The sequence below is a fragment of the Rugosimonospora africana genome (genome assembly GCF_016862975.1).
GTDB lineage: Bacteria > Actinomycetota > Actinomycetes > Mycobacteriales > Micromonosporaceae > Rugosimonospora > Rugosimonospora africana.
The window spans coordinates 34441-60038 of record NZ_BONZ01000085.1 but is presented as its reverse complement, the minus strand read 5'-3'; the positions used below and the strand labels follow the sequence as shown (position 1 = coordinate 60038).

At 70.2% G+C, this 25598-nt stretch carries 21 protein-coding genes; 4 read left to right on the top strand and 17 right to left on the bottom strand.

The features are described from left to right. Positions 1-18: 18 nt before the first annotated feature. Both Raf01_RS39650 and Raf01_RS39645 read right to left on the bottom strand, forming a co-directional pair. On the bottom strand, positions 19-957 hold the full coding sequence (locus tag Raf01_RS39650; protein ID WP_203923265.1) for a sigma-70 family RNA polymerase sigma factor: 939 nt from the start codon (positions 955-957) through the stop codon (positions 19-21). A gap of 106 nt (positions 958-1063) precedes the next feature. Further along, positions 1064-1330 (bottom strand): sigma factor, encoded by a 267-nt coding sequence (locus Raf01_RS39645; RefSeq protein ID WP_203923264.1) that lies wholly within the window; start codon positions 1328-1330, stop codon positions 1064-1066. 202 nt (positions 1331-1532) lie between these two features. On the opposite strand from Raf01_RS39645, the gene Raf01_RS39640 reads away from it, so the two are divergent. Further along, the gene (locus tag Raf01_RS39640; RefSeq protein ID WP_203923263.1) at positions 1533-1955 is read left to right on the top strand and encodes a hypothetical protein; all 423 of its coding nucleotides are present in this window, start codon (positions 1533-1535) and stop codon (positions 1953-1955) included. Between the two features lie 44 nt (positions 1956-1999). Continuing rightward, entirely contained in the window at positions 2000-3199 is a 1200-nt protein-coding gene (locus tag Raf01_RS39635; protein WP_203923262.1) for a low temperature requirement protein A, read from the top strand. A gap of 16 nt (positions 3200-3215) precedes the next feature. Here Raf01_RS39635 and Raf01_RS39630 read toward each other — a convergent pair whose 3' ends face one another. Next, positions 3216-3917 carry a pentapeptide repeat-containing protein gene (locus Raf01_RS39630; RefSeq protein ID WP_203923261.1) on the bottom strand — a complete coding sequence of 234 codons (702 nt, stop codon included), beginning with the start codon at positions 3915-3917 and terminating at the stop codon, positions 3216-3218. A 182-nt stretch (positions 3918-4099) separates the two neighbouring features. Here Raf01_RS39630 and bla point away from each other — a divergent pair, with 182 nt between their 5' ends. Continuing rightward, on the top strand, positions 4100-5068 hold the full coding sequence (gene bla, locus Raf01_RS39625) for a class A beta-lactamase (protein ID WP_373319725.1): 969 nt from the start codon (positions 4100-4102) through the stop codon (positions 5066-5068). A gap of 71 nt (positions 5069-5139) precedes the next feature. On the opposite strand, the gene Raf01_RS39620 is transcribed toward bla, so the two are convergent. Further along, positions 5140-7437: a low temperature requirement protein A gene (locus Raf01_RS39620; protein ID WP_203923259.1), complete on the bottom strand. Its 2298-nt coding sequence runs from the start codon at positions 7435-7437 to the stop codon at positions 5140-5142. Positions 7438-7709: 272 nt separating this feature from the next. Beyond that, positions 7710-8402, bottom strand: a complete 693-nt coding sequence (locus Raf01_RS39615) for a hypothetical protein (protein ID WP_203923258.1) — start codon at positions 8400-8402, stop codon at positions 7710-7712. A 230-nt stretch (positions 8403-8632) separates the two neighbouring features. On the opposite strand from Raf01_RS39615, the gene Raf01_RS39610 reads away from it, so the two are divergent. After that, positions 8633-9220 (top strand): TetR/AcrR family transcriptional regulator, encoded by a 588-nt coding sequence (locus Raf01_RS39610; RefSeq protein ID WP_203923257.1) that lies wholly within the window; start codon positions 8633-8635, stop codon positions 9218-9220. Positions 9221-9347: 127 nt separating this feature from the next. Here Raf01_RS39610 and Raf01_RS39605 read toward each other — a convergent pair whose 3' ends face one another. The 12 genes from Raf01_RS39605 to Raf01_RS39550 form a co-directional block, all read right to left on the bottom strand. Further along, positions 9348-11105, bottom strand: coding sequence for an amidohydrolase (locus Raf01_RS39605; protein ID WP_203923256.1), 1758 nt, complete (start codon positions 11103-11105; stop codon positions 9348-9350). A 132-nt stretch (positions 11106-11237) separates the two neighbouring features. Continuing rightward, entirely contained in the window at positions 11238-11567 is a 330-nt protein-coding gene (locus Raf01_RS39600; protein WP_203923255.1) for a nucleoside triphosphate pyrophosphohydrolase family protein, read from the bottom strand. A gap of 28 nt (positions 11568-11595) precedes the next feature. After that, positions 11596-11925, bottom strand: coding sequence for an STAS domain-containing protein (locus tag Raf01_RS39595; protein WP_203923254.1), 330 nt, complete (start codon positions 11923-11925; stop codon positions 11596-11598). Further along, positions 11922-16142 carry a SpoIIE family protein phosphatase gene (locus Raf01_RS39590; protein ID WP_203923253.1) on the bottom strand — a complete coding sequence of 1407 codons (4221 nt, stop codon included), beginning with the start codon at positions 16140-16142 and terminating at the stop codon, positions 11922-11924. The genes Raf01_RS39595 and Raf01_RS39590 overlap by 4 nt, the downstream gene beginning before the upstream one ends. Positions 16143-16417: 275 nt before the next feature. Next, positions 16418-17365 (bottom strand): branched-chain amino acid ABC transporter permease, encoded by a 948-nt coding sequence (locus Raf01_RS39585; protein ID WP_373319724.1) that lies wholly within the window; start codon positions 17363-17365, stop codon positions 16418-16420. Continuing rightward, positions 17362-18237, bottom strand: coding sequence for a branched-chain amino acid ABC transporter permease (locus Raf01_RS39580; protein WP_203923251.1), 876 nt, complete (start codon positions 18235-18237; stop codon positions 17362-17364). The genes Raf01_RS39585 and Raf01_RS39580 overlap by 4 nt, the downstream gene beginning before the upstream one ends. A 10-nt stretch (positions 18238-18247) precedes the next feature. Next, positions 18248-19504, bottom strand: coding sequence for an ABC transporter substrate-binding protein (locus Raf01_RS39575; protein WP_203923250.1), 1257 nt, complete (start codon positions 19502-19504; stop codon positions 18248-18250). A 57-nt stretch (positions 19505-19561) separates the two neighbouring features. After that, complete coding sequence (locus Raf01_RS39570; RefSeq protein WP_203923249.1) at positions 19562-20254, bottom strand: ABC transporter ATP-binding protein; 693 nt, start codon at positions 20252-20254, stop codon at positions 19562-19564. Continuing rightward, complete coding sequence (locus tag Raf01_RS39565) at positions 20241-20999, bottom strand: ABC transporter ATP-binding protein (protein WP_203923248.1); 759 nt, start codon at positions 20997-20999, stop codon at positions 20241-20243. Before Raf01_RS39565 ends, Raf01_RS39570 begins: the two co-directional genes overlap by 14 nt. 209 nt (positions 21000-21208) lie before the next feature. After that, complete coding sequence (locus tag Raf01_RS39560) at positions 21209-22918, bottom strand: S53 family peptidase (RefSeq protein ID WP_203923247.1); 1710 nt, start codon at positions 22916-22918, stop codon at positions 21209-21211. A gap of 232 nt (positions 22919-23150) precedes the next feature. Further along, the gene (locus Raf01_RS39555; RefSeq protein WP_203923246.1) at positions 23151-24071 is read right to left on the bottom strand and encodes a phosphotransferase enzyme family protein; all 921 of its coding nucleotides are present in this window, start codon (positions 24069-24071) and stop codon (positions 23151-23153) included. Between the two features lie 177 nt (positions 24072-24248). After that, the gene (locus tag Raf01_RS39550; protein ID WP_203923245.1) at positions 24249-25598 is read right to left on the bottom strand and encodes an amidase; all 1350 of its coding nucleotides are present in this window, start codon (positions 25596-25598) and stop codon (positions 24249-24251) included.

Below are 25598 nucleotides of genomic sequence, written 5' to 3'. Positions count from 1 at the left end.
GGGCCGGCCTGCCGTCGACTACCGCTGAAACCGGCCGAGTTTCACCGGGTTGAGGACCATCAGCACCCGCTCGATCCCGGCGGACGAGGCGTCGATCGTGACCAGCGCGACCGTTGTTCCGGCCCGGGACCCGAGGATCGCGGCCCGGCCGTTGGATTCGCCGATCTCCAGCGACAGGTCACGGCCGAACTTCCGGAACAGTCCCACGACGTAACGCGCGACGCTGTCGCGCCCGACGACGGGTACCGCCGCGGCCCGGACGATGCCGCCGCCGTCGGCGTAGGAGACGGCTGTGGTGGCGAGCAGCTTTTCGAGCTGGGGCAGGTCTCCGGACTCGGCGGCGGCGAGGAAGGCACGCAGCAGACGGCCGTGGTCCGTGCGGGAGACCGGCTTCGGCAGGTCCGGCTCGGCGGATTCGGCGCCGCGCGAGGCCCCGGACCCGTCGCCGTACCGTTCCCGGGCCAGGTGCGTACGCGCGCGCCGGCCGAGTTGCCGCGCGTTCGCCTCGCTGGTACCGAGCACCTCACCGATCCGCCGGAACGGGTAGTCGAACGCCTCGCGCAGCACGTACACCGCCCGTTCGGCCGGGCTGAGCCGCTCCAACAGGAGCAGTACGGCCAGTTCGAGCGACTCGGTGCGTTCGGCCCGGAGCACCGGATCGGCGGACGTGTCGACGGGTTCGGGCAGCCACGGCCCGGGATACCACTCGCGCCGGGCGCGGGCCGATGTCGCGGCGTTCAGCGCCAGCCGGGAGGTCGTCGTGACCAGAAACCCGATCGGGTCGCGTACCCGGCCGCGATCGGTCTGTTGCCACCGGAGCCAGGCGTCCTGCACGACGTCCTCCGCTTCCGTGACGCTTCCGAGCATCCGGTAGGCGATGCCGAACAGCCGGGGACGGACCGCGTCGAACGCGCCCCACGCGTCGTCGAGTGTCCCGTCTTCGCCCCGCTCCACCATGACCGCCCGCCCCGTCCCTTCTGTGCCTCGCTGTACCGACTTCGAACCACCTGCCGTTCTCGGCGTCGTCCGTCGCACCGGCGCGTACATACCCCGCACGGCTGTACTACAGCTTCGGGGTCTCGAGGAGATCGACGCAGATCCGCACGAGCGTGCCGACGAGCCAGGCGGCCGGGCTGTCGATGCCGTCCTGCTCCTGCTGCGGCATCGTGTACCAGCGGACGTAGGTCAGCCGTACCGCGTGTTCCGCAGCGCCGCCCGAGCCGAGCAGCCGGTACGCGAGGTCCTTGAGGAGGCGCCGTTCGGCGACGATCGCGCAGAACGCGTTGGGCAGCGCGACCGGCCGGAGCGACCGGCGGGGTTCGGGAACCATCGGTTCTCCCAGTGGTTGTCGCGGGACGGGGTTCGCCCCTGCCGGTACGGACCGAACAACTCTCCGATTCGTGACAGCCGCCCTCCGGCTGCGCCCCGGCTGTCACGAATCGTGGCGCCGCGCGGTCCAGTTGACGAAAGGGAGCGCGCCCTCGCGGGCCACTGCAAGCGGGGGCGCGCAAGACCTGGAAGGAGTCCCTGCGATGACCGCGCTGATCCGGATCGCTCTGGCCGTTCTCTTCCTCGACGAATTCGTCGTCGGGTTCTGGAACCAGGCGTATCCCGAGAGTTTCTACACCAACTTCCCGACCGTCACGCTCACGCCGCCGTTCAGCGAGCACTACGCGCGAGACTTCGGCGGAGCCACCCTCGGCATCGCCGTCGTCCTCGGCATCGCGCTCGTCGCACCGCGAGCCGCGTTCACCATTCCCGCGGCCGCGGCGTTCTCCGTGTTCGCCGTACCCCACTTCTTCTTCCACCTGACCCATCTCGACCACGCCACCTCTGGCGAGGCCGTGTTGCTCACGACCGGCAACGCGGTCGTCGCCCTGCTCGGCCTGTTCGTCATCGCCCTGACCCTGATCCGGGACGCCGGGCATCGGCGGCGGGCCACGGAACCGTCCTGAAGAGGCGGCGGCAGCGGATAGAATTCGACCCGCGGAACAGCCCGATGGGACAGGTGATGGGGGACGAGGACCCAGGCGGGCTACTCCGGGCGCCGGCGGAGCGACAGCCGGTCGAGTTGCTGGAGCTGTTCTTCGACCTGGCGTTCGTCTTCGCCCTCACCCAGCTGTCCCGGAAGCTGGTCTCGGATCTCACCTGGACCGGGGCCTACCAGACCCTTGTCCTGCTCCTCGCGCTGTGGTGGGTCTGGACGGTGACGGCGTGGCTGACGAACCGGTTGGATCCTCGCCGCCCCACGGTTCAGGCGGTCGTGCTGGGCACCATGATCGCCAGCCTGGTGATGGCAGTCGTGCTGACCGGCGCCTTCGGTGAGCGCGGCGCCGTTTTCGCGGGCGTGTCCGCCGCACTCCACATCGCGGTGTTGTTGTACCTCATCGTCGTCCTGCCCGAACGAGAAAAGCGCACCGGCTGGCGGCTGTTCGTCTGGTCCGCCGCCGCCGGTGGCCTCTGGCTCGCCGGCGGCGTCACCGGTGGTGCCGTGCGCGGAGTGCTGTGGACGCTCGCCGCCGCCGTCGACTACACCGCATACAGGTTCCGGTATCCCATACCGCGGCTCGGGCGGGTGACCGCACCAGAATGGCCCCTCAACGCCGAGCACCTGGCGGAGCGCCACCGTCAGCTGTTCATCATCGCGCTCGGCGAGCTGATTCTCGTCACGGGGCTCGCATTCGTCGGGACAGACTTCACCGCCGACCGGATCGGCGCCTTCGCGGTGTCGATCCTCACCACCACACTCTTCTGGCGAATCTACGTGTTCCGCGCCGGGGAGCAACTGGCCGAAGCCATCGCCGTCGCCGCCGATCCGGTGCGGCTGACGCGGCCCCTGTCATTCGCACACCTGGCGATGGTGGCCGGCATCATCGTCACCGCGGTCGGCGACGAACTCGTTCTCAGCGAACCGTTCGGCGCCAGCCGCTCGGCGTGGGTCGCTGTCCTCCTCGGTGGGCCGGCTCTGTTCGTGCTCGGGAGGGCCCGCCTGGAGCAGACCGTCTTCGGCCGGGTCTCGCCGAACCGGCCGATCGCCCTGCTCGCCCTGCTCGTGTTGTCCGCGCCACTGCTGTTCGCCCCGCCGTTGGTGGCCGCTGTCGCCGTTGTCGCGGTCCTCGTCGCGGTGGTCCTCGCCGATGCCCGGAAGGCACAGGGACGCCCGGCCGAACACGCCGCACCGCGGAACAAGCGGTCGTAGGGCGGCGCGCGCCCCGTCAGTCTTCGTCGATCCGGATGTTCAGCGCCGCCGCCAGCGCGTAGGACAGCGCGAGCAGGTCGCTGTGGTGTACGACCGCGCCGCTCCAACTCGTCACGCCGGCGATGCCGACGAGCGTGCAGCCGCGAAAGCGGGTTCCCTCCATCGTGGCGTTGCTGAACTGGGCCCTGGTCAGGTCGCACTCGACGAACTGGGCGGTGCGCAGGTCCGCATTGGTGAAATCGGCGCCGGCCAGGTTGCAGTGGGAGAACCTGACCGTGTCGAAATCGGCGAACCGCCAGACCGACAGGTCCATCCGGCAGCGATCGAACAGGGCGTCGCGGACGAGCCCGTCGGTCCAGGTCAGGCCTGTCATCCGCGACTCCGCGACCCTGACCCGGTCCAGCTTGCCGCCCTCGGCCCGCAGGTTGGCCCAGTCGCAGTTCTCGATGAGGCAGTCGGTCAGCCCGAGGCGTGGCAATTCCGATCCCGACAGTGTGGCCTTGTCGAACCGGCACTGGCTGAACTCGACGGCGCCGGCGCGACGCTCCGACAGGTCCAGGTCGGCGAATCCCAGCCGCTCGAAGCCGGACTCCGCCGTCAGGTCGTGCTCGTCGAGCGAGGCGGTTGTCAGCGCGGACGGTGGAACCGGTTTGCGCGGTTCACGTTGCGCACGCGTCGCCGGTGCTCGTCGGGCCGTCGTTCGGCTTCGGGCTGGCATGCCGACGACTCTAGGGGAATTCGATATGCCGTGACGGCGCGAACACACCGGGCCCCGGTGACCGGCACGGCGACGGTGTCAAACATGGTGGACGTGGATCGGGAATCCTGTTTAGCTCTGTTCTGTCCCGAAGCACATCCGTTCGTCCGCAAAAGAAGGCAAGAGAAGGAAGGTATCACCGGATGTCATCCGCGCAGCCCGGCCCGTCCCGCCGAGCACTCCTGGTCGCCGCGGCGCTCCTGCCACTGGCGGGTTGTGGCGGCAGAGGCAGCCGGTCTGAGGCCGGACCGTCTGACGCCGGGCCGTCGCCGTCGCCGTCGCCGTCGCCGTCGCCGTCGCCGTCCCCGGCACCGAGCCGCGCGGCCGATCCCGTGGACGATCCGCGTTTCGCCGCGATCGAACGCGAGCACGGTGCCCGTCTGGGCGTGTACGCCCTGGCAACCGGGTCCGGCGCGACGGTGGCCTACCGCGCGGACGAACGGTTCGCGTTCTGCTCCACGTTCAAGGGGCTCGCCGCGGCTGCCGTCCTGCACCGGAATCCGCTCAGTCACCTGGACAAGCGCGTCACCTACACCAAGGCCGACGTGAACTCCATTTCGCCGGTCACCGAAAAGCACGTCGCCGGCGGAATGACCATCGGGGAGCTGTGTGACGCCGCCGTCCGGTACAGCGACGGTACGGCCGGCAACCTGCTGATGCGCGACCTCGGCGGCCCGGCGCAGCTGACCGCGTACCTGCGTGAGCTCGGCGACACCGCCAGCCGCATGGACGACTACGAGCCGGAGCTGAACCGGGTCGCCCCGCAGGACCCGCGGGACACCACCACTCCCCGGGCGATCACGGCCGACTACCAGAAGCTCGTACTCGGCGACGCGCTGACCGCCGACAAATGCGCCCTGCTCACGGACTGGCTCAAGCGCAGCCTCAGCGGCGCCAAGCGCATCCGGGCCGGGCTTCCCCAGGGCTGGACGGTGGCTGACAAGACCGGGACCGGCGACTACGGCCGGGCCAATGACATCGCCGTCGTGTGGCCACCGCACAGCGCGCCGCTCGTGATGGCCGTCATGTCCGACCGGCCCGGATACGACACCCCGCCGGTAGACGCCCTGATTGCCGAAGCCGCGGCGCGGATCGTCTCCGACCTCGCCTGAAGGTTTACCGACCCGCCAGCGGCAGCACGGGAAAGGTGTGGTCCCGGCCGGGTGGCGCGCGGCCGGGTGGCTCAGCTTCGCAGCGGCGGGTTGGCCGCGGTCTTCCGGTAGTTGAAAGTGAGTCCGAGGATGACGAGGACGCCGACGATCGGCGCCACGAGCGGCGGCGCTATCACCACCCCGGGCGCGATGCCGGCAATCACGAGCAACGCCACGGGGCCGCGCCACGGCCGCCGCACCCGGTACACCGTGAGGCCGAGCAGGGTACGGCCGAGAATGTGCAGCGCGGCCCCGCCGAGGACGGTCATCGACAGCGCGGCGCTCGGCGCTCCGAGAGGCCGGCGGATATACATCTCGGCGCCGGCCGCGGTAACGACCGTCCCGGCGATCATGATCCCGTGGCAGTATGCGGCGGCAACCGCGACCCTCGGCGCAGTCGCGTTGACGACGTTCCCCAGATCCCGCCCGGGCGGCAGGAAGTAGCTCCACAGCAGCAGCGCCGCGTTGGTGAAGGCGAGGACGAAGGCGAGCGTGCGCACGTAGTCGAAGCCCGCCCTGCTGTACGCCAGGCTGCTGAGCAGGACCAGCGCGCCCAGGGAGATGATGTAGACCTGACGGTACCGCTCCGCTATGTGTTCGCCGATCACCTTCAGGTGCGCTTGCGGTGCGTGGCTCAGCCTCGGCACCGGCCAGCCGAACCAGGCACTCGCGCCGTCGAGGGCGATGGCCGCCGCCCACAGCGCGATGCGATCCGAGCCGGGAAGGAAGGCACCCACCAACCACAGGACGGCCGAGATGCTGAACCAGATGAGCACCCGGGCCGATCGGGCCTGCAGCGGGGAACCGCGCAGCGCCGGCACGATCACCAGCCCACGGACGATGTGGATCCCGGCGTACGCGCCGGCGAAGAGCAGGCCGTGTGCGCCGAACGCGGTGGGCACAGCCGACGCCATCAGGAGCTCGGCGAACATGATGCCGATGATGAGCCGTTGCAGTCGGGGCTCGTCCGGGTTGAACCAGTCGGTCGACCACGCCGTCGCGACCCAGATCCAGTAGACGCCGGCCACGAGGATCAGCGATTCCGCGATGTTGACCAGGCCGAAGTCGGTCAGGATTCGCTGCGACACCCGGGTCAGGGCGAAGATCATGGCGAGGTCGAAGAACAGTTCGTAGGACGAGATCTCCCGGGGATTCCTCCGCTTCTTGAGCAGCCGTTCCACCGAGGTGCCCGCACGGCGCGCCTCGGGGCCGATGTGTTGATAGCTGAACAGGATGGCGAGCAGCACCAGGCCGACGACACCGGCGACGGCGAGCGGCGGTAGCCGCACCATGGCAGGGGAGATGGCGGCGAGGATCACCATGCCGGTGGGGGCCCGCCAGGCGGGGCGCCCGAATACTCCCCAGGCATACAGGGCGCGACCGCCGAGAAAGAGGAAGGGCCCGGCCACGATGGCGGCAGACCACTGGGCCCGGGTCTCGCCGAGCGGTCGGGAGACCAGGATCTCGGCGCTCATCGCCGTGACGACGATCCCGAGAATCATGATCAGATGTGTGTACGAGGCGAAAACCGCCACCGCGGGCCGTCGCCGGTCGAGGGTCTCCCCGAGGGTGAGCCCGCGCGGCAGGAAGAAGATCCAAGCGACCAGTCCGGCGATCGCGAACGCGAGCGCGAAGGCGCTCATCCGGACGATGTCGAGCCCGGTCCGGCTGAAGGTGATGCCGCTGGTCAGGACCAGTTCCCCCACCGCGATGACGAAGATCTGCCGGTGCCGCTCCGCGATGTGGGTGCCCAGCACTCGCAGGTGCGCCTGCGGCGTCGGCGGGAGCCCGGGCACCCGCCAACCGAGCCCGACGCCCAGATAGTCCAGGATCACCGCCGCCGACCACAGCACCAGCCGCGGGGTGGCCGGCAGGAAAGAGCCGGCCAGCCACAGGATCGCGGTCGCACCGAACCAGGTCGCCGCGCGTGCCGAACGCTTTCCGACCGGATGTCCACGCAGTGCTCTGGCGATCGACAGGTGCCGCACGAGGTGCGCCGCGACGTTCGCCCCGGCGAAGACGACGCCATGCTTGCCGAACGCCTGGGGAACGGAGGCGGCGAGCACCAGCCCGGCGAACATCATCCCGACGATGATCACCTGCGGGAAGGGCTTGTCCGGGTCGAGCCAGTCCGTCGTCCGGGCCGCGCCCACCCAAACCCACCAGACCGCCGCCAGGAGGATCAGCGTCTGTAGCGAGTTCTCCCAGCGGAAGTCCCGCAGGAAACGCTGCGAGAACTGGGTGAGCGCGAAGATGATGGCCAGGTCGAAGAAGAGTTCGAGGAAGGAGATCTCCCGAGGCTTCTGGGGATCCCGTAAGAGCTGTTCCACCCCCGTACGCGCCACAGCTCGTCCGCCTCGCGATCGTGCCCCCGGATATTTCGTACCACGCTGCGTGAGTGGTTTGGGCTGTTTTGCGGCGGAGCCGCAGGCGGCGGTCGACGCGAGAAAACCTCGCGAATCGTCATTGCCATCGGCGGCACGGCCGGCGGCGGCCTCACTGGCCGCGCAGCCGGCGACCGGGTCATCGGCGGTCGCCCCGGCGCGAGGGCGCCCGGGTCGAATCACCCCGGGCACCCTCGTGTATCTGGTAGTCGGAACGGTTACTGGTAGGCGTGCGCGACCGGCCGGCTCGCCGGACGCGGTGCCAGGTTGGCCCGGCGGGCGCTGCGCAGCGTGCTGATGCTCACCGCGAAGGTCCACAGGCTCCACAGCGCGCCCATGCTGGCGGTGGTTCCCCAGCCCTGGGCGCTGTAGAAGTCGGCCGCGTTGTCGCCGAAGAAGACGGCGGGTACGAAGGCCAGGTTGATCGCGGCGAGCACGTACGCCGAGCGTCCCACCCAGGACGGCAGGAACCTGAGCCGGGAGATCGTGATCGCCAGGGCGATCAGGAACAGCGCCATCAACAGTCGTGAGATCGCGCCCTGCATGAGGTACTGCGCCGGTGCGAACGGCCCCTCGGTCGTGGTGTCGATGTCGTGGTCGACCGAGATCGCGGCGCCGGCCTCCATCGCCTGCGGGACGAAGACCATCGCCACCCAGAGCAGCCCCGCCATCTGGACGACGGTCGCCGCCCAGTCGTGCCCCGGGTCGACCTGGCGGATGAGCTGGCGCAGCCCGGTGAAGTACACGATGAACAGCGTGCAACCGATGATCCCGATGAGGCTGCGGGTGAGGATGTTCCAGTCCGGCGGGGCGCCGGAGTAGAGGAAGTACAGCGGGACCTGCACGATGATGAACAGGCTGGCGATGATGCCGAACAGGCCGGTGTACCGGCGCGTTGTCGCCTCGTTCATGACGAGCTCCTTCCTGATCACGTTCTGGTGGCTGCCCGAGTCGGTTGACGAGGGTCCGGGGCGCGCGCCGACCAGCCGGTACCCACGCCATGAGTCGTCCTCGGAGGCGCGGGCCGGCTCGGCCTTTGCACTTGACGAGACGTCTCGTCTCGCGGTTCCGAACGTACAAGACCGTCCTCGGCCGAGTCAAGACGGATCGTCTCGTCTCGTCGCGCTGCTACTATCGCTCCATGAACACGCCCAATCAGGACCGGCGGAGCCAGCGAGCGCGTCAAGCGATCCTGGACGCCGCCCTCGAAATCTGCCGGGAGAAGGGGCTCGGCAAGGCGTCGATGGAGGAGATCGCCAGGCGGGCCGGCGTCGGCAAGCAGACGATCTACCGGTGGTGGCCGTCCAAGGCGGCCGTCGTCCAGGAAGCCATCAACGAGGCCGCCGGCGACGTCACCGACTTCCCAGACACCGGCGACGTGCGCGCCGACCTGCGGACTCAGATGACCGCAGTGGTGACGCTGTTGGCCAACCCCCGGTTCACGCCGTTCACCAGCCTGATCGGGGTCGCGCAGGACGATCCCGAGGCGGCCAGGGCGTTCCTGGAGGGCATCGTCGAGCCGCGGGTACAGGCGTGCCGGGAGCGGCTTCGCCGGGCGCAGGAGCAGGGCCAGCTCCGGACCGACGCGGACCTCGACGACGTGGTCGAGTTGCTGTATGCGCCGCTGTACTACAGGGCGCTGCTCCGCAACCGACCCGTCGCTCCCGAACAGGTGGACGAGGTCCTCAAGCTCGCCTTCGCCGGCCTCGCCCCCGTCGCCTCCCAGTGATCTGATGTCGCGCGGCGCGACACCGGCGAGCGGCCGGGGGAGCGCCGCGGAGCCGGGCGACAAACCTTGCCCGGCTCCGCGGCATTGAGCCATTCCCCCCGATGATGAGTGGCAGTGGACCGGAGCGTCAGCCCAGCGGCGGCAGGTCCTGGGGTGGCAGCGACGGACCGAGGTCGGCGAACTTCTCCTTCGAAATCACCTTCGGCCGCGGCCAGGTGATGTTCGGCGGCGGCCAGTGCTGGCCGGTCCGCTTGAGGAACCAGTCCGGCGGCTGGTACATCGGCGGCTCGAAGTCCTTCGGGAACAGCGGCTCGTAGGTCACGTTCTTCGTCCGCTTCGCGAACTCGTCCTTCATCTCGCCGAGGATGGTCGGCTGCGTGTACAGGTCGACCGCCGTCGCGGCGAGGTACTTCGCCGCCGACAGCAGGGCCTTGTGCCCACCGTCGGACGCCGCCGAGGATGCGACCGCCCAGGTGTGCGACTTGAAGCCCTGCGGCCAGATCGGCGTGCCCATCTGGATGGTCGGCGCCTGCCAGCTGATGTCCGCGACATCCGTCGAGCCGCCGCCGAGGAAGATCGGATCCGGCGGGCTCAGCGGAGAGACGTGCGTGGCGAAGCCGCCGCTGCCCAGGCCGATGTTGCCCTGCAGCGTGGTGGCGAACTCCTGGTCCGCCGCGGAGAACACGGGGGCGCCGATCTGCTGCATGTTGTCGTACATCAGCTCGGCACCGCGCTGCGACGGCAGCTTGTTCCAGCACCCGCTGGTCACCTTGTAGACGAGCTTGGTCTGGGTAGCCATCGCCGCGGCCTTGGCGCAGTTCACGACCTTGTCGACGAGTACCTTCACCCGCGCCGGACTGCCCTCGCGCACGTAGTACCACACCTCGGCGATCTCCGGCGTCACGTTGGGCGCCTGACCGCCGTTGCGGATCGCGTAGTGGATGCGCCCGGACGGCGCGAGGTTCTCCTCGCGCAGGAACTCGGTCAGCATGCCGGTGATGGTGGCCGCGTCCAGCGCGCTCTTGTTGCCCAGCGGCGTGCCGCCGTGGCCGGCGATGCCGAGGAAAGTGAACGAGATGGACTGCATCGCGTTGGACGAGCCCCAGCCGGTCGACGTGTCGCCGCCGGGGTGCCAGTCGACGAGCGCGTCGAGTCCCTTGTAGACGCCCCTCGAAACGGCGTACGCCTTGCCGAGCAGGTACTCTTCGGCGGTCGCGCCGTACACCTTCACCGTGCCGTCGGTGCGGCTGGCGGCGAGCCCCTTCGCGGTGGCGACCGCCGCGTGTATCGCCGCGGTGCCGAGCGCGCAGTGTCCGCAGCCGTGCCCGACGCCGTACGTCGGCGAGAACGCGTCGTCGATGTACTCCTGCGGGTCGTGGTAAGGCACGCCCTTGTTCTGGGACAGGCCGGGCAGCGCGTCGCATTCGACGCTGAACCCGATGGTCGGCTTGCCGCTGCCGACAACGTACGTCGCCACGTACGCGGTCGGGAATCCGGCCGCGCCCCACTGCACCGTGAACCCGTGCTTCTCCAGGAACGTGGCCTGCAACAGCGAGGAGTTCCACTCCTGCAGCGACAGCTCGTGGTACGCCCACACCTCGTCGTTCATCCCGTAGACGCTGGAGGTGTTGTTGTCGAGCCAGGACAGCGCGGAGCTTTTCGCCCCGGAGTCCTTGGCGAGACCGGACGGCGGTTCGTAGCCCGCGTTGGTAGCCGGCTGGGTCTTGTCGTCGAGTGTTCCACCGCTCGCCGCCGCGAGCGGTGCATCGATGATGGTGCCGGCGGTCGCGCCCGCACCGAGGGCGCCGATGGCCCCGAGGATCTGGCGGCGGTTGAGGCCGCTCTGTTCGGTCTGGTTCGAGAGCAGGTGGTCGGTATCGCACATACCGCGGCTCCTCGATATGGCCTGTAGGGCATAAAGTTGTTCATCGATCTTACGAACGTCGTTACCTCACGGTCAAGGTTGGATACGCTCGGTGACGGCTGACCGGCCAAGTCCGGCACGGCAGTGAATGGCTCAGCGGTTGTCGCCGCTGCCGCCCAGCACGCCACGGCTCTGGCGGCTGGCCAGCTTGGCCAGGTTGGCCGCCGCGATGTCGTCCAGCGACAGGTCGAGGTAGTCGGCGAGCACCGCCACGTACCAGAGCACGTCGCCGAGTTCCTTGGCGATGTCGGCCCGGTCGATCCGCGACTCGTCGCTGCCGAGGTCCCGGACCCACTTCTTGAACTTCTCGGCGATCTCACCCGATTCGCCGACCAGCCCGAGTACCAGATGAAGCAGCTCGTTCTTCTTGTCACGCGGAGCGGCAGTACGGAGGGCGCCGCGCTGGTAGTCGTCCAGGTCCATGACGGACCAGTATGGTCGCGCCGGTGTATCAGCCGGCGCTCGAGGGCTGGTCCTGGTCCGCCGGAATGACCCGGATGGTGGTCAGCTGGGAGAGACCGCTGAAGCTGAACAGTGTCTCGTTGAGCGGTGAGATGTGGATGTCGATCTGTTTGGCGTACGCGAAGAGAGCGGCCAGGGCAGCGCTGTCCAGATAGGTCACCAGGGTCAGGTCGACGAGGAGGCGGTGCCCCGGGGCGACGGCGTCGCACAGCTTCGCGGTGAATTCCTTGGTGTTGCTGATATCGATCTCGCCGACGGCGGTCAGCCGCGGTCGACCGTCGGGGGCCTGGCTCGTGGTGATGTGTAGCGGAGTGGTCATGGCGTGATCCTCGTAGACATCGTGACGGTGGTGCCGGTGGGGCCGGTGCGCAGGTCGACGTGGTTCATCAGGGCTCGCATGAGCCTGATGCCGTTGCCCCGGTACCGGTTCTCGCTGGTCTGCTCGTCCAGCCACCGCCCGGTGTCCGCGACGGTAACCTGGATGTCTTCTCCCGCTGTGGCGGCGACGAGGTGGATCCGGCCGTGGGCATCGCGGTTGCCGTGTTCGATGGCGTTGGCGCATGCCTCGCCGGCGGCGACGAGAACGTTCTGTGTGACCCGGGAGTCGACGCCGGCTCGGCGCAGCCAGGCACGCAGCACGGTTCGCGCCGGCGCGAGCACCCCGGCGTCGGCGTCGAACGCTATGTCCAGCGGGGCGGGATGCCGGTAGAGGAGCAGGGCCACGTCGTCGCTGTACCCGTCGCTGCTGGTCATCTGGCTCAACAACCGGTCGGCGAGCTGTTCGACGGGCAGGGCGCGGTAGTCCCGCACGGTTTCGGCGGCCCGGGCGATGCCCGCCTCGAGCGGACGGCGGCGGCGTTCGATGAGACCGTCGGTGTAGAGCAGCAGCACCGCTCCGGGTGGGACGACGGTGTTCGTTTCCTGACGCGGACGCCCGGGCAGCACGCCCAGGGGGAGCCCAAGCCCGGCGGCGAGCAACTCGGTCCGGCCGTCGGACAGGGTCAGGATCGCCGGGGGGTGACCGGCGCTGCTGTAGACCAGCTGTCCGTTGCCCGGATCGAGGATCGCGCACAACGCCGTCGTGCAGATCGCCTCGGGCAACAGCACGGCGAACTGGTCCAGCGCGGTGAGGACCTCGCTCGGACCGGTGGCCCGCAGCAGCAGGGCGCGGCCGGCGCTGCGTAGCTGTCCCATCACGGTGGCGGCGCTCAGCCCGCGACCGACGCAGTCGCCAACCATGATGCCGATCCGGCCGTCGGGCAGGTCGACCGCGTCGTACCAGTCGCCGCCGACCTCCAGCGCCGGCTGGTAGCGCACGGCGAAGCCGTCCGGCAGGGCGACTGGGCCGAGGATGGCGCGTTGCAGCGTCACGGCGACCTCGCGCTGCTGGTCGAAGGCGTGTGCCCGGTGCAGCGCCTGAGCCAGGGACCCGCACAGCAGCAACAGCAGCGTCTGGTCCTCGGTGCCGAATCCCCGTGCCGGGTCGAGCGTGAGCCAGATCGCGACCGGTCCCACCGGCGAGTCGACGGTGGTTCCGGCGCCGATCGGCCGGCCGCCGCCGCCGGACTCGATCAGGATGCGCGACTGCGGGACGTCGCGCAGGCCGTCCATTGCCGCGGGGGGATCGGCATCGGCATCCGCATCGCGTACCACCCCGACGGCGCCGACAGTGGCGGCGCCGACAGTGGGGGCGCCGACAGTGGGGGCGCCGACAGTGGGGGCGCCGACAGTGGGGGCGCTGACCGTGGCGGCGCCTGCGCGGGCGAACACGGCGGGGGCGAGCCACTGCCGGCGCAGCCGCGTGACGGCCGCCTGGAGCACTTCGGGTACGGTCCGTGCGCTCGCCAGGCACTCGTTCATAGCGTTGAGAGCGGTGTCGCGAGCGGCCGCGTACCGCTCGGTGGTGACGTCCCGGATGGTGCCGACCATCATCCGAGTGCCCCGGTCGTCGCGTACCGAATTGGTCGCCAGCGTCGCCCAGAGCCGGTGCCCGTCGCGGTGCCGCAGCGGAACCACGGTGCTGCCGTGCGGGGCCGAGATGACCTGCCGGTACGCCTCGGTCACCTGCTCATGAGCGGAGGAGTCGGCGTGCGGGTCGGGCCACCACGGATGCGGCGCCGGATAGGGCAGGCCGTCGGCCGGGTAGCCGAGGATGTCGGTGAAGGCCGAGTTGACTTCGACGATGGTGCCGTCCGCGTCGGCGACGAAGAAGCCCTCCTGGAGCGAATCGATCAGTGCCGTGCGCCACTGCGAGTGGTGGTTGCGCAGCCGTGCCAGGTCGACGTTCCCCCGTACCCGGGCGAGGAATTCCTGCGCGGCGAACGGCTTGACCAGGTAGTCGTCGGCACCGGCGGACAATCCCTCCACGGCCGCTTCCTGACCCGCCCGGGCGGACAGGAGCATGACCGGCACGCCGGCGGTCCGCGGCTCGGCGCGCAGCGCCGTGACCAGTTCCAACCCGCCCAGTCCGGGCATCATGACATCGCTGACGATCAGGTCGGGTGGGTGGTTGCGGGCCGCGGCGAGGGCGGCCGCGCCGTCGGCAACGGTGATCACCTCGTACTGGCCGGTCAGCAGCCGCCGCAGGTAGTCGCGCATGTCGGTGTTGTCGTCGGCCACGAGTACCCGGGCGCGGGGCCCGTCGACCGCAGCCGTGGCCGGTACGACCGCGCTGGTGTCCGGCGCCGTCAGGCCGGAGCCACCGGCGTCCTCGGGCAGCCAGCGCAGCGCCTCCTGAACGAACGGCTCAGCGGTCTCGGTGGCGGCGTGGCTGCCCGTCGTCTCGGCGATCTGGTCCGCCGGCAGGTGGGCGTGTCCGTAGGGGAGCCGGATGGTGAAGGTGGTGCCGGAGTCGGGCTCGCTCTGCGCGGCGATCGTGCCGCCGTGCAGGTGCACGAGTTCCTGAACCAGCGCGAGGCCGATGCCGCTGCCCTCGTTCGAGCGCGCGCGGGCGCTCGGGACGCGGTGGAAGCGCTCGAACAGCCGCGGCATCTCGTCCACGGGTACGCCGACGCCGCTGTCCGACACCCTGACGACGGCATGGTCTCCGTCGGCGTCGAGCGACACCCGGATGCCACCGTCGAACGTGAACTTCAACGCGTTGCTCAGCAGATTGAGGACGACCTTCTCCCACATGCCGCGGTCCACGTAGACCGGCCGGTCCAGGGGCGGGCAGTCCACCTCGAAGGCCAGGCCGGCGCGTTCGATCGCCGCCCGGAACACGCTGGCGAGTTCGGCGGTGAACACCGGCAGGTCGACCGGCTCGTACCGCGCCTGCACGCGTCCGGCCTCGATGCGGGAGAAGTCCAGGAGCGTGTTGACCAGCTTGCCCAGCCGCAAGCCGCTGCGGTGGATCACCTCCACCTCGTCACGGGCACGCTGGTCGCCGGGCGGCAGCCGATCGCGCAGCTCCTGTACCGGTCCCATGATCAGAGTGAGCGGCGTGCGGAACTCGTGGCTGATGTTGGAGAAGAAGGCGGTCTTGGCCCGGTCCAGCTCGGCCAGCTCCTCCGCCCGTCGCTGCTGCACCCGGTAGCTGCGGGCGCTGCCGATTCCCGTCGCGACATGTCCCGCGGTCAATTCGACGAATCCCCGGTAGCCGTCGTTCAGCGGCCGGTACCGGTTCAGCGCGGCGACGAGGAACCCGTACGGCCCGGCGCCCTGACGCGGCAGCGGTACCAGCAGAGCCTGGTTCGGCGGCTCCGGCCAGTCCCCGATCGGCAGCTCGCGAAACGGCGGACCGTCGAGGTCCATCAGCACCGGCTCCTGCCGGGCCAGCCTCGCCGCCGGCCAGACGTCGCCCGAGCCGTCGGCCGTCAGGATCGACGGCGCGGCCGGACGTCCCGCGCGGATCCCCGTCGACGCGGCCAGCCACGCGTGACCGTCGGGCTCGAACAGGTAGGTCAGAGTGAACGGCAGGTCTCGGAGATTGCGGCCGAGCTGCTCGCTGGCGAAGGCCAGCATCTCCTGCTCGGTGCGCACCACGCTGAGATCGGAGCCGAGGTCGCGCAGGGTCGCCATCCGCCGCTCGCCGACCACCCGTTCGGTGTCCTCGCTGACCACGCACAACATGCCGGTCAAGGCGCCGTCATCATCCCGCAGCGGACTGTAGGAAAAGGTGTGGTACGTCTCTTCGCGGTACCCCGAGCGTTCGAGGAACAGCAGCAGCGCCTCGTCCCAGGTCGCCTTGCCCGTGCTGAGCACGGTGTCGATCCGGGGGCCGATGTCGGCCCAGATCTCCGCCCACACCTCGCTGGCCGGGCGACCCAACGCCCACGGGTACTTGCGGCCGAGAGTGTCGCGCCGGTAGGCGGCGTTGCAGAAGAACGTCAGCTGCGGACCGTAAGCCATCCACATCGGAAACCGTGACGACAGCAGGATGCTCACCGCGGCCCGCAGGCTCTGCGGCCAGCGCCGGGGCGGACCGAGCGGCGTCGCCGCCCAGTCGATCGCGGCGAGGTCCCGGCCGAGCTCCGCGTCGAGGGAGAAGAGGTCGTCCCCGCCGGGGGGAGCCGGCCGTTGTACGGCGCTGCTCATCGCACGGAACCTCCCTCTGTCGTGCGGGTGGGACCCGATTGACGAACAGCCCGATGACGCGCACCGAGGGTACCGCGTCGACCGGTCAAGTCCTTCCGGGCAATGCGACGGGTTCCGGCCGGCCCGCCGCTAGGTACCCGGGTGTATGCGAACGCCAAACCTGCCCGGATTCTCGCCCGGCCTCTCACCGCGACGGCGAGAGGCCGGGTCGCTCGCCGCGACGGCGAGGGATACGCCGAGCGTGGTCGACGCCCGAACGCGAGGTCTGATTGTCGCTAGCCGATGCGCCACCGGCGCAGTAGCGCGGCCACCGTTCCCCAGATCCCGCGCCGGAACAGCAACACCACGACCACGAACACGCCGCCGGTGAGCAGGCCGACCTCCTCGAAGTGCGCCAGCGACAGGATGTCCTGCAGGCGCACCAGGATCGCGGCCGCGACCGGGGCGCCCCAGAGCGTGCCGATCCCGCCCAGTACCACCATCACCACCGCCTGGCCCGACGTGGTCCAGTGCAGCGTGTCCAGCGTGACGAACTGATGGCTCATCGCGAACAGGCCACCGGCGAGTCCGGCGAGGGCGGCCGAGAGGACGAACGCGACGAGCTTGTACCGGTGCACCGGGTACCCGAGGGCACGGGCTCGGGCCGGGTTGTCCCGGATCGCGACGAGCACCCTGCCGAACGGCGAGTGCACGATCCGCCAGGCGGCCAGGAAGCCGAGCAGCGCCAGGGGCAGCATCCAGTAGTAGAAGTAGTACGGGTCGGACAGGTCCGTGCCGAACGGGTGTGTGCCGAACAACGTCCGGGGTACGTCCTGCAGCCCGTTCTCGCCCCCGGTCAGTCCGCGCCACTGGTTGGCCACCACGTACATCAGTTGTGCGAACGCCAGTGTCACCATGGCGAAGTAGATGCCGGTGCGGCGCACCGACAGGTACCCGACGGGAACGGCGAGGACGGCCGCGGCCGCCGCCCCGGCCAGTACCGCCAACGGAAACGGCGCGCCGGTGTGCTCCGCGACCAGGCCGGCCGTGTAGGCCGAGGTACCCCAGAACGCCGCGTGCCCGAACGACAGCAGCCCGGTGTACCCGAGAAGCAGGTCGACGGCGACGGCGAACAGCGCCCAGCACACGATGTCCAGCGCGACCGGCGGGTACAGCACCCGGGGCAGGACGGCCACCACGACCAGACCCGCCGCCAGCGGCAGGAACCGCAGAGATTTCCTCACGCCGGCGTCTCCTCCCGCCCGAACAAGCCGGCCGGCCGCCACAGCAGCACCGCGGCCATCACCACGAACACGAGCACCTGGGCGACGACCGGCGGCGCGTACGCCTGCGCCCACGCCACCGCGATCCCGACGCCGAAGCCGGTAGCCACCGAGCCGAGGATCGACCCGAGCCCGCCGATGACCACGACCGCGAACACCACGATGATGAGGTCCGCGCCCATCAGCGGATTCACCGCCTGCATGGGTGCGGCGAGCACGCCGGCGAGCCCGGCGAGGGCGACCCCGAATCCGAACACCGGTGTCGTCCAGCGGGCCACGTCGATGCCCAGCGCGCCGGTCAACTCCGGGCGCTCGGTCGCGGCCCGCACCACCATGCCGATCCGGGTACGGGTCAGCAGCCACCACACCGCCGCGCAGGCCAGCACCGCGAACCCGAAGACGAACACCCGGTAGGCGGGAAACTCGAACGATCCGGCCCGGAGCGTCCCGCGCAGCGCGGCCGGCACCTCGTACGGGTTGGCCGACACCCCGTACCGCCACTTCACCAGGTCCTGCAGGATCAGCGTGAGGCCGAAGGTCAGCAGGAAGTTGTACAGCGGATCCAGTCTGGTGAGCCGGTGGATGACCGCACGTTCCAGACCCATGCCCAGCACACCGAGCACGACCGGTACCAGCGGCAGCGCCCACCAGAACGACAGGCCCAGCTCGCGCAGGCACAGGTACGCGCCGAACGCGCCGAGCATGTAGAACGCGCCGTGCGCGAAGTTGACCACCTTCAGCATGCCGAAGATGACCGCCAGCCCGAGCGCGAGCATCGCGTAGAACCCACCGTTGACCAGACCGTTGACGGTCTGTTCCAGGAAGTTGGCCATGCGCGTCCAATCACAGGTGGCAGTCGCCGGACGGAGGGTTGAACGCCTGGTCGGCCGGGATGGTCTTGATGATCTTTTCGTAGTCCCACGGTTCGGCGACCTGGCTGGACGGCTTGACCTGCGCCAGGTACGCGTCGTGAGTGACCAGGTGGTCCGCCGCGCGTACGGTGCCGTTGCGCAGGAACACGTCGTTGATCTTCTTGCCTTCCAGGTTCCCCACCACCGTGGCCGCGTCGTCGGTACCGGCCGCCTGCACCGCCTCCAGGTAGTTGAGCGCCGCGGAGTAGTTGGCCGCGTGGGCGAAGGTCGGCCGGGTCTGCGTCTTGGCGTAGAACCGGTTGGCGAAGCTCCGGTTGGTCTGGTCGAAGTTCCAGTACCAGGCGTCGGTGAAGGTGGTACCGGCCAGGGCGTCCGGGCCCAGCGAGTGGATGTCGGTGATGAACATCAGCCCGACGGCGAGCTTGATTCCCCGGTCCTTGAGCTTGAACTGGTTGTACTGCTTGACCACGTTCTGCAGGTCGGCGCCGGCCTGCATGACGCCCAGCGTGTCCGGCTTCGGGTTCAGCGAGGCGGCCTTGAGCAGTAGGGAGGAATAGTCCTCGGTGGGGTTCGGGAAGGGTGATCCGGCGGTGGCCACGACGTGCCCGCCCGCCTTCGACACGGCTTGCGTGAAGCCGCGCGTCATGTCCTGCCCGAAGGCGTAGTTCGGGTAGACGAGGTACCAGTTCCGCGCGCCGCCCTCGGTGTCGGCCGCACCGGTGCCGTTGGCCAACATGTTCGTGTCGTACGCGTAGTGGAAGGTGAACTTGTTGCAGGACTTGCCGTTGAGGTCGTCGCTCGCGGCGGAGATGTTGAAGTAGAGCCGCTTGTCCTGCTTGGCGACATCGGCGACGGCCAGCGCGGCCGAGGACGTGGGCACGTCGAAGATGGCGTCGACGCCCTGCCGGTCGTACATCTGCTGGGCGTCGGTCTTGGCCACGTCGGGCTTGTTCTGGTGGTCGGCGGTGACCACGGTGATGTCCTTCGTGACGGCCTTGGCGCCGTACTTGGCCTTGAAGTCGTCGATGGCCAGCTGCACGGCCACCACCGCGTTCTTGCCGCCGAGGTCGGCGTACCCGCCGGACTGGTCGTTCAGCACGCCCAGCACGATCTTCCCGTCGGTCAGTTTGCTGCCGCCGCCGCCGCGCGGCCCGCCGCCGCCACAGCCGGCCAGTACCAGCGCGGCCGCCGCGAGAGCCAACGGTTTCCGGATCCGGATAGTGCGCATCGCGTCTCCTTATGCTTGCGCCGGGCCGTGGGACACCGCCCTCCCGGCCGATCTGGCTCAGATTCCGAGATAGCTGAGCAACTCGTGCTCGCGCGCCTGGACGTCGTCGTTGTCCAGCGCCTCGACGATGCGTCCCTCGGCCAGCACGTAGTGCCGGTCGGCGACGGTCGTCGCGAAGTGCAGGTTCTGCTCGACCAGCAGCACGGTCACGCCGTGCGTCCTGGCTTCCCGCAGGATGGTGCCGATCTGCCCGACCAGCAGCGGGGACAGTCCCTCGGTCGGTTCGTCGCACAGCAGCAGCCGGGCGCCCATCCGCAGCACCCGGGCCAGGGCCAGCATCTGCTGTTCGCCGCCGGACAGCGTGTTCGCCGCCGCGCCGCGGCGGGCGTACAGCGCGGGGAACACCTCGTAGACCCGCGCCAGCGGCCACGGTTCGGGGCCGACCACCGGCGGGAGGGTGAGGCTCTCGGCCACCGACAGGGTCGCGTAGGCGCCCCGGTCGTCGGGGACCCAGCCGAGCCCGAGCCGGGCGCGGCGGTGCGGAGGCAGCCGCCCCAGGTCCGTTCCCAGCAGCTCGATCCGGCCCTGTACCTGCCGGTGCAGGCCCATGATCGCGCGCAGCAGGGTGGTCTTTCCGGCGCCGTTGCGGCCGCACAGGGTGACCACCTCGCCGGCCGCGACCTGCAGCGACACGTCCCGCAGCACGGTGGCCTCGCCGTACCCGGCCGACAGCCGGTCAACGCGCAGCATGGCCGGTCCCCAGGTATGCGTCGATGACCCGGGGGTCGGCGCGGACCTCGTCGTACCCGCCCTCGACCAGCACCCGGCCCGCGGTCAGCACGGTCACCCGATCCGCCAGCCGGCCCACCACGCTCATGTTGTGCTCCACCATGACGACGGTGCGGTCCCGCCGGACCCGCTCGATCAGCTCGACGGTCCGGTCGATGTCTTCCAGCCCCATGCCGGCGGTCGGCTCGTCGAGCAGCAGTACCCGTGGGTGCAGTGCCAGGGCGAGGGCCAGCTCCAGTGCGCGCTTGCGGCCGTACGCGAGTTCCTGCCCGGGTACTGCGGCCACGTCCTCGAGCCCCACCTGTTCGAGTACCCGCATCGCCGGCTCCCGGTACCGACGCATGGTCCGCCGCGAACGCCAGAACGCCATGCCCCGGCCGGAGTGGCCCTGCAGCGCGAGTTCCACCTGCTCGACCGCGGACAACTGGGGGAACAGGCTGGTGATCTGGAACGAGCGGGCGACGCCGAGGCCGGCGATCCGTTCCGGGGGCAGTCCGGTGATGTCCCGCCCGTCCAGCTCGACGCGCCCGGCGGTGGGTGTCAGAAACCCGGTGAGGAGATTGAACAGTGTCGTCTTGCCCGCCCCGTTCGGCCCGACCAGGGCGTGCACGCTGTCCCGCGCGATGTCGAGGTCGACCCGGTCCACCGCCCGGAACCCGCGGAAGTCGCGGGACAGCCCGCGAACCGACATCATCGCCGCTGCCATCGCACCCCCTTCACGCCCGGCGGGTAGTTGCCGGCGCCATCCCGGCGCCGGGTGCAGCCGACGGTACGGGGCCGCATCGACGGCAGACCATGTGTGTGGCGCACACAATGCCGGTATCCGGAACGTGGATCGGCCCCGACCCGCGCATCGCGGATCGGGGCCGGCCCGGGTGGCGCCTCAGCCGACGCTGAGGTGGGCCACGGGGAGGATCAGGAGGTGACCCAGAACGGCTTCGTCTGGTCGAGCAGCAGGCTGTGAACGGCCAGCGTGTGCTTGCCGACCGCGAGGCCCTTGTCGGTGGCGGTGAAGGAGTAGCTCCAGTTGCCCGCCGTGTCGACGGTGACCGTCGCGAGCGGGTTTCCGTCGACCGTGATGGTGACCGGGTGGCCGGGCAGGAAGCCCGTGTCGGTCAGGTCGATCGTGGCCGTCGAGGACAGGAACGACGACGGCGTGATGCTCAACGTCTGCTGGAGCGTCGTCAGCTGGCCGTACGCCTCCGACGGCATCAGGTTGTGGTGGGTCGCCTTCGCCAGCGCGGGTACGAACTTCGCCGCGTCGACTGTGCCCCAGCCGGTCGCCACGTCGTACCCCGCCACCGCCGTGTAGCCCGGGACGTAGATGCCGCCGCGGTTGAACGTGTTGTTGCCGGACGCGACGTCGATCAGGCCGTTGCGGCTCGGGCTCTTCGCCATCGTCTTGTAGAGCGCCTCGTTGATCGGTCCGAGGTTGGCGCCCTTCAGTTGGGTGGCCATCGCCAGGATGCCGGCGAACAGCGGTGCCGACTCCGAGGTGCCGGACGCGCTGTTCATTGTGATGTCCGGCATCGAACGCATCGGGCTTCCGGTGATGTCGGCCGTGGCCGACTGGTACGACGGCCGCCGGTACATCTCCGAGAGGCCGGCACCCTCGATCGGGTTGACCACGAAGGTGTCCTCGCCGTTGCCCGGGGCGGTGCACGGCGGGCAGGGCGCCGTGCGCTGGGCGGTGCTGCCGCCGACCGCGGTCACCCACGGCGAGTCGGCCCAGGTCGCCGACGCCGGACCGGACGAGACGGTGCCACACTGCCGGGTGGCGGTGGTGAGGTTCTGCGCGGCGCCGCAGTCGCCGGTCGCGTTGGCGATCGGAATGCCGGCCGCGGCGGCGGTCAACTCGCCGACGTCCTGGGCATGGATCTCGGCCGCGCCGCGGCTGTAGTCGGTCTCGCTCGAACCGTCGCTGATCGACATGACGTTGGCGAGCTTGTTCTTGCTGAGGTACTCCATACCCTTGACGATCTCGGGCATCGCGACCTCGCTGGACGGGTCGCCGACGACCTCGCTGTCCGACGGTGTCGCCGAGATGACGATCTTGGCGTACGGCGCCATCAGGTGCACCGCCTCGACGTCCAGCCGGAGTTCACCCTGCCAGGCGCTGCAGGAGCCGTAGGAGCCCAGGGCCACCATGCCGGGCGGGCAGACCGCGGGCAGCGGGCCGTTGGGGTAGACGGTCTCCACGGTGGTGTTCGGCAGGCCGATCTGCGCGTCCAGGGTGTCGAGGTCGGCCTGCGTGTTCGGGTACTCCCAGCCCTCGAGGACCGCGACCGCCGTACCGCAGCCGTCGACGCCCTGCTTCCACAGGCTGTCCACGTGGTAGCTGTAGAGGTCGCGCAGGTCGAGGCTGCCCCAGCGCTGCGCGTTGGTGGCGCCGCTGGCCAGCTTCGTCGCCACGTTGTCCAGCGCGGTCCGCAGTGCCGCGATCCGGTCGGCCTTCGCCACGCCGCAGGTGCCGACCGCCCGCTGCGCGATGGGCGAGTAGTTCGGGGCATTCGCCGATCCCGACGACGAACTCGGGACCGACGCGATCCCGAGCGCCGCGACGGCGACGGCGACGGCAGCGGCACGGGCGATGCCCTGCCGGGTGATCGTTCTTGACCGCGTCATGCGGGTGATGCCGGTGAGGCGCATGTGCCGGGCCCTTCGAGAGATCCGAGAACGGGGGGACGCCGGAACTCGCGCAGGGGGCGCGGATCCGGCGCCGTACACGCGGGAGCTGCCGCGTGGCAGCGGTGGGCAGTGGAAGTCGATCACCTTCGTTATTACTGCTCTGATGCAACGACGTCAATGGGAGGGCATCCCTTACCGCACCCGCGACTGTCCCGACACCGGGCGGCGTTCAGCCATCGAACGGCGGCGCCACGCCGGCTCTCCTCGCGAGCAGAGGGGAGTGCTTCCGGAAGTGGTTCACCTGCCATTCCAGTCGCGGCGGCGCGCCGTTGTCGCGGGTACCGGCATAGCTTTCCGACAGCAGATCCTTGACGCCGAGGAACAGCCATGCCCAGAACACCGGCCGCACCAGTTGCCACTCGGCGTCGGACAGGGCCCGCACCTCGTCGTAGCCGAGCAGAACGTCGTCGTGGTACCCGCGCCAGGACAGCGCGAAGTCGGCCACCTGAAAGGTGTGGTGGGTTGCCTCGAAGTCCAGCACGCCGGTCAGCCGGCCGGCCTCGAACAGCAGGTTCCAGGGCGCGAAGTCGCCGTGGATGACGCTGCGTGGCGCGTGCGGAGTGGGGTTGCCGGCGAACCACTCCGCCGCCGCGTCACGGCACGCCCGCAGCACCCGCCCCTCGTCGGGACGGGCCGTCTCGTGTACCCGGAGCCAGTGCTCCAACTCCGGGTCGCTCACCACCTCCGCCGGACCGGTGAATCCCTCGCGCTGGTCGGCGATGCCGCTCCCGGCCGCGGCCGCGTGGAACTCCGCGAGCAGCCGCCCGCGGGCCCGCTGTTCGGCGGGTCTGTCCCGGTCGGCCGGCGTCAGGTGCCGGCCGGGCAGCCGGTGGAACAGCACCCACGCGCCGTCGGGAGTGACTAGTGGCTCCTCGGCCGGCTCCGGAGTCGGCCACCCCTGGCGCCGGAGGGCCGCCGCGACCCGCAGCGTGTACCACCAGCCTGGGGGAAAGGAAGAGTCGAATCGCTTGACGATGAACTCCACGCCATCGCGTGTGGCCTGCCACGTCACGCCGGCCCGGTCGCCCAGCAGCTGGCCGGCCGTCAGTCGCCAGCGTGCGCACACCTCGGGATCGGGCACCGTTCTCACCGCGCCATCCTTCCAGGCTCGAGCCGCCGGCCGTACCACCATGGTTTGACGGGCCACGGGCGCGGATCCCGGGCTGGCAGAACCTCGGCGGCACGTTCGCCTGAGGCACGTCGTGAGGTGCTGGTGAGCGCCGCTCGTTGGGGGCGGTGACCGGCACCTTCGGGTGGACCCGGGCGGTCAGGGGCGCGCCAGCCGGGGCTCCGGCACGATCCCCCGCTCGGCCAGCCAGGCGACCACCGCGAGCAGCCGCGCGTCGTCGCCCACCCGACCGACCAACTGCGCGCCGACCGGCAGCCCGGTCGGCCCGGTGGCGACCGGTACCACCGCGCTGGGCGTACCCAGCATCGTCCACAGGCGGGCGAAGCGCGGATCGCCGGTGGTGTCCAGTCCGGCCGGCGCCTCACCCACCACGGCCGGCGTCAGCAGGACGTCGACGGTGTCGAACAGTCCGTCGAGACGCGCGGTGGCCTCCCGCCGCCGGGCCTGTACCCGGTCGTACTCAGCCGGATCGGTCGCGTGCCCGCGATCGAGAGCCGCCCGCAGTCCTTCCGAGAGCCGGTCGCGGTGCATCCGCTCCTCCCAGACCAGCGTCCGGACCGCCTCGTAGACCATCACCAGCGGCTGTACGGCGGCGAGGCCGTCCAGGTAGTCCGGCACCGGTACCTCCACGACCCGGGCACCGTGCGCGGTCAGGCTGCCGGCCAGATCCTCCACCGCCCGCCGGCTCTCCGGCGCGCATGACTGCCACTCCTCGGTGCGCAGCACCCCGATCACCGGTGCCGAGGCGAGCGGCATGCCGGCCGGCCTGCCGGTCAAGGCCACACGTACCCGATCGAGCGCCGCGGGTGTGCGCGCGAACCAGCCGACCGTGTCCAGCGACGGAGCGAAGAGCTTGACGCCGGCCACCGACACCGAGCCGAACGTGGGCTTGAAGCCGTACACGCCGCAGAAACTCGCCGGCCGGATGACCGAACCGGCGGTCTGCGTACCGAGGGCGATGTCCGCCATGCCGGTGGCGACCGCCGCCGCAGAGCCCATCGACGAGCCACCCGGGGTGTGCGTGGGCCGGTGCGGGTTGGTGGTCGGACCGGGGGTGAGGAAGGCGAGTTCGGCGGTGACGGTCTTGCCGAGGCAGGTCGCGCCCGCCGCCCGCAGCAGAGCCACCGCGGCCGCGTCCGCGCTCGGCCGGCGTCCCGTGTAGATCGGCGTGCCGCACTCGGTGGGCTGGTCGGCGGTGTCGAAGACATCCTTCACGCCGAGCACCAACCCGCGCAGAGGCAGGTCTTCGCCCGCGCGCGGGCCTGTGGCTGAGGGCGAGCCCGTGGCCGAGGGCGAACCCGCGGCCGAGGGCGAACCCGCGGCCGAGGGCGAGCCGACCGCGCGGGCGTCGATCTCGCGCGCCTCGCGCCGGGCACGCTCCGGGTCCAGGTGCGTCCAGGCGTGCACTACCGGTTCGTGGGCGGCGACGGCGCGCAGCGCCCGCTCGACCGCCTCGGAGGCTGTCCCGGAACCACCGCTCGCCGTCAC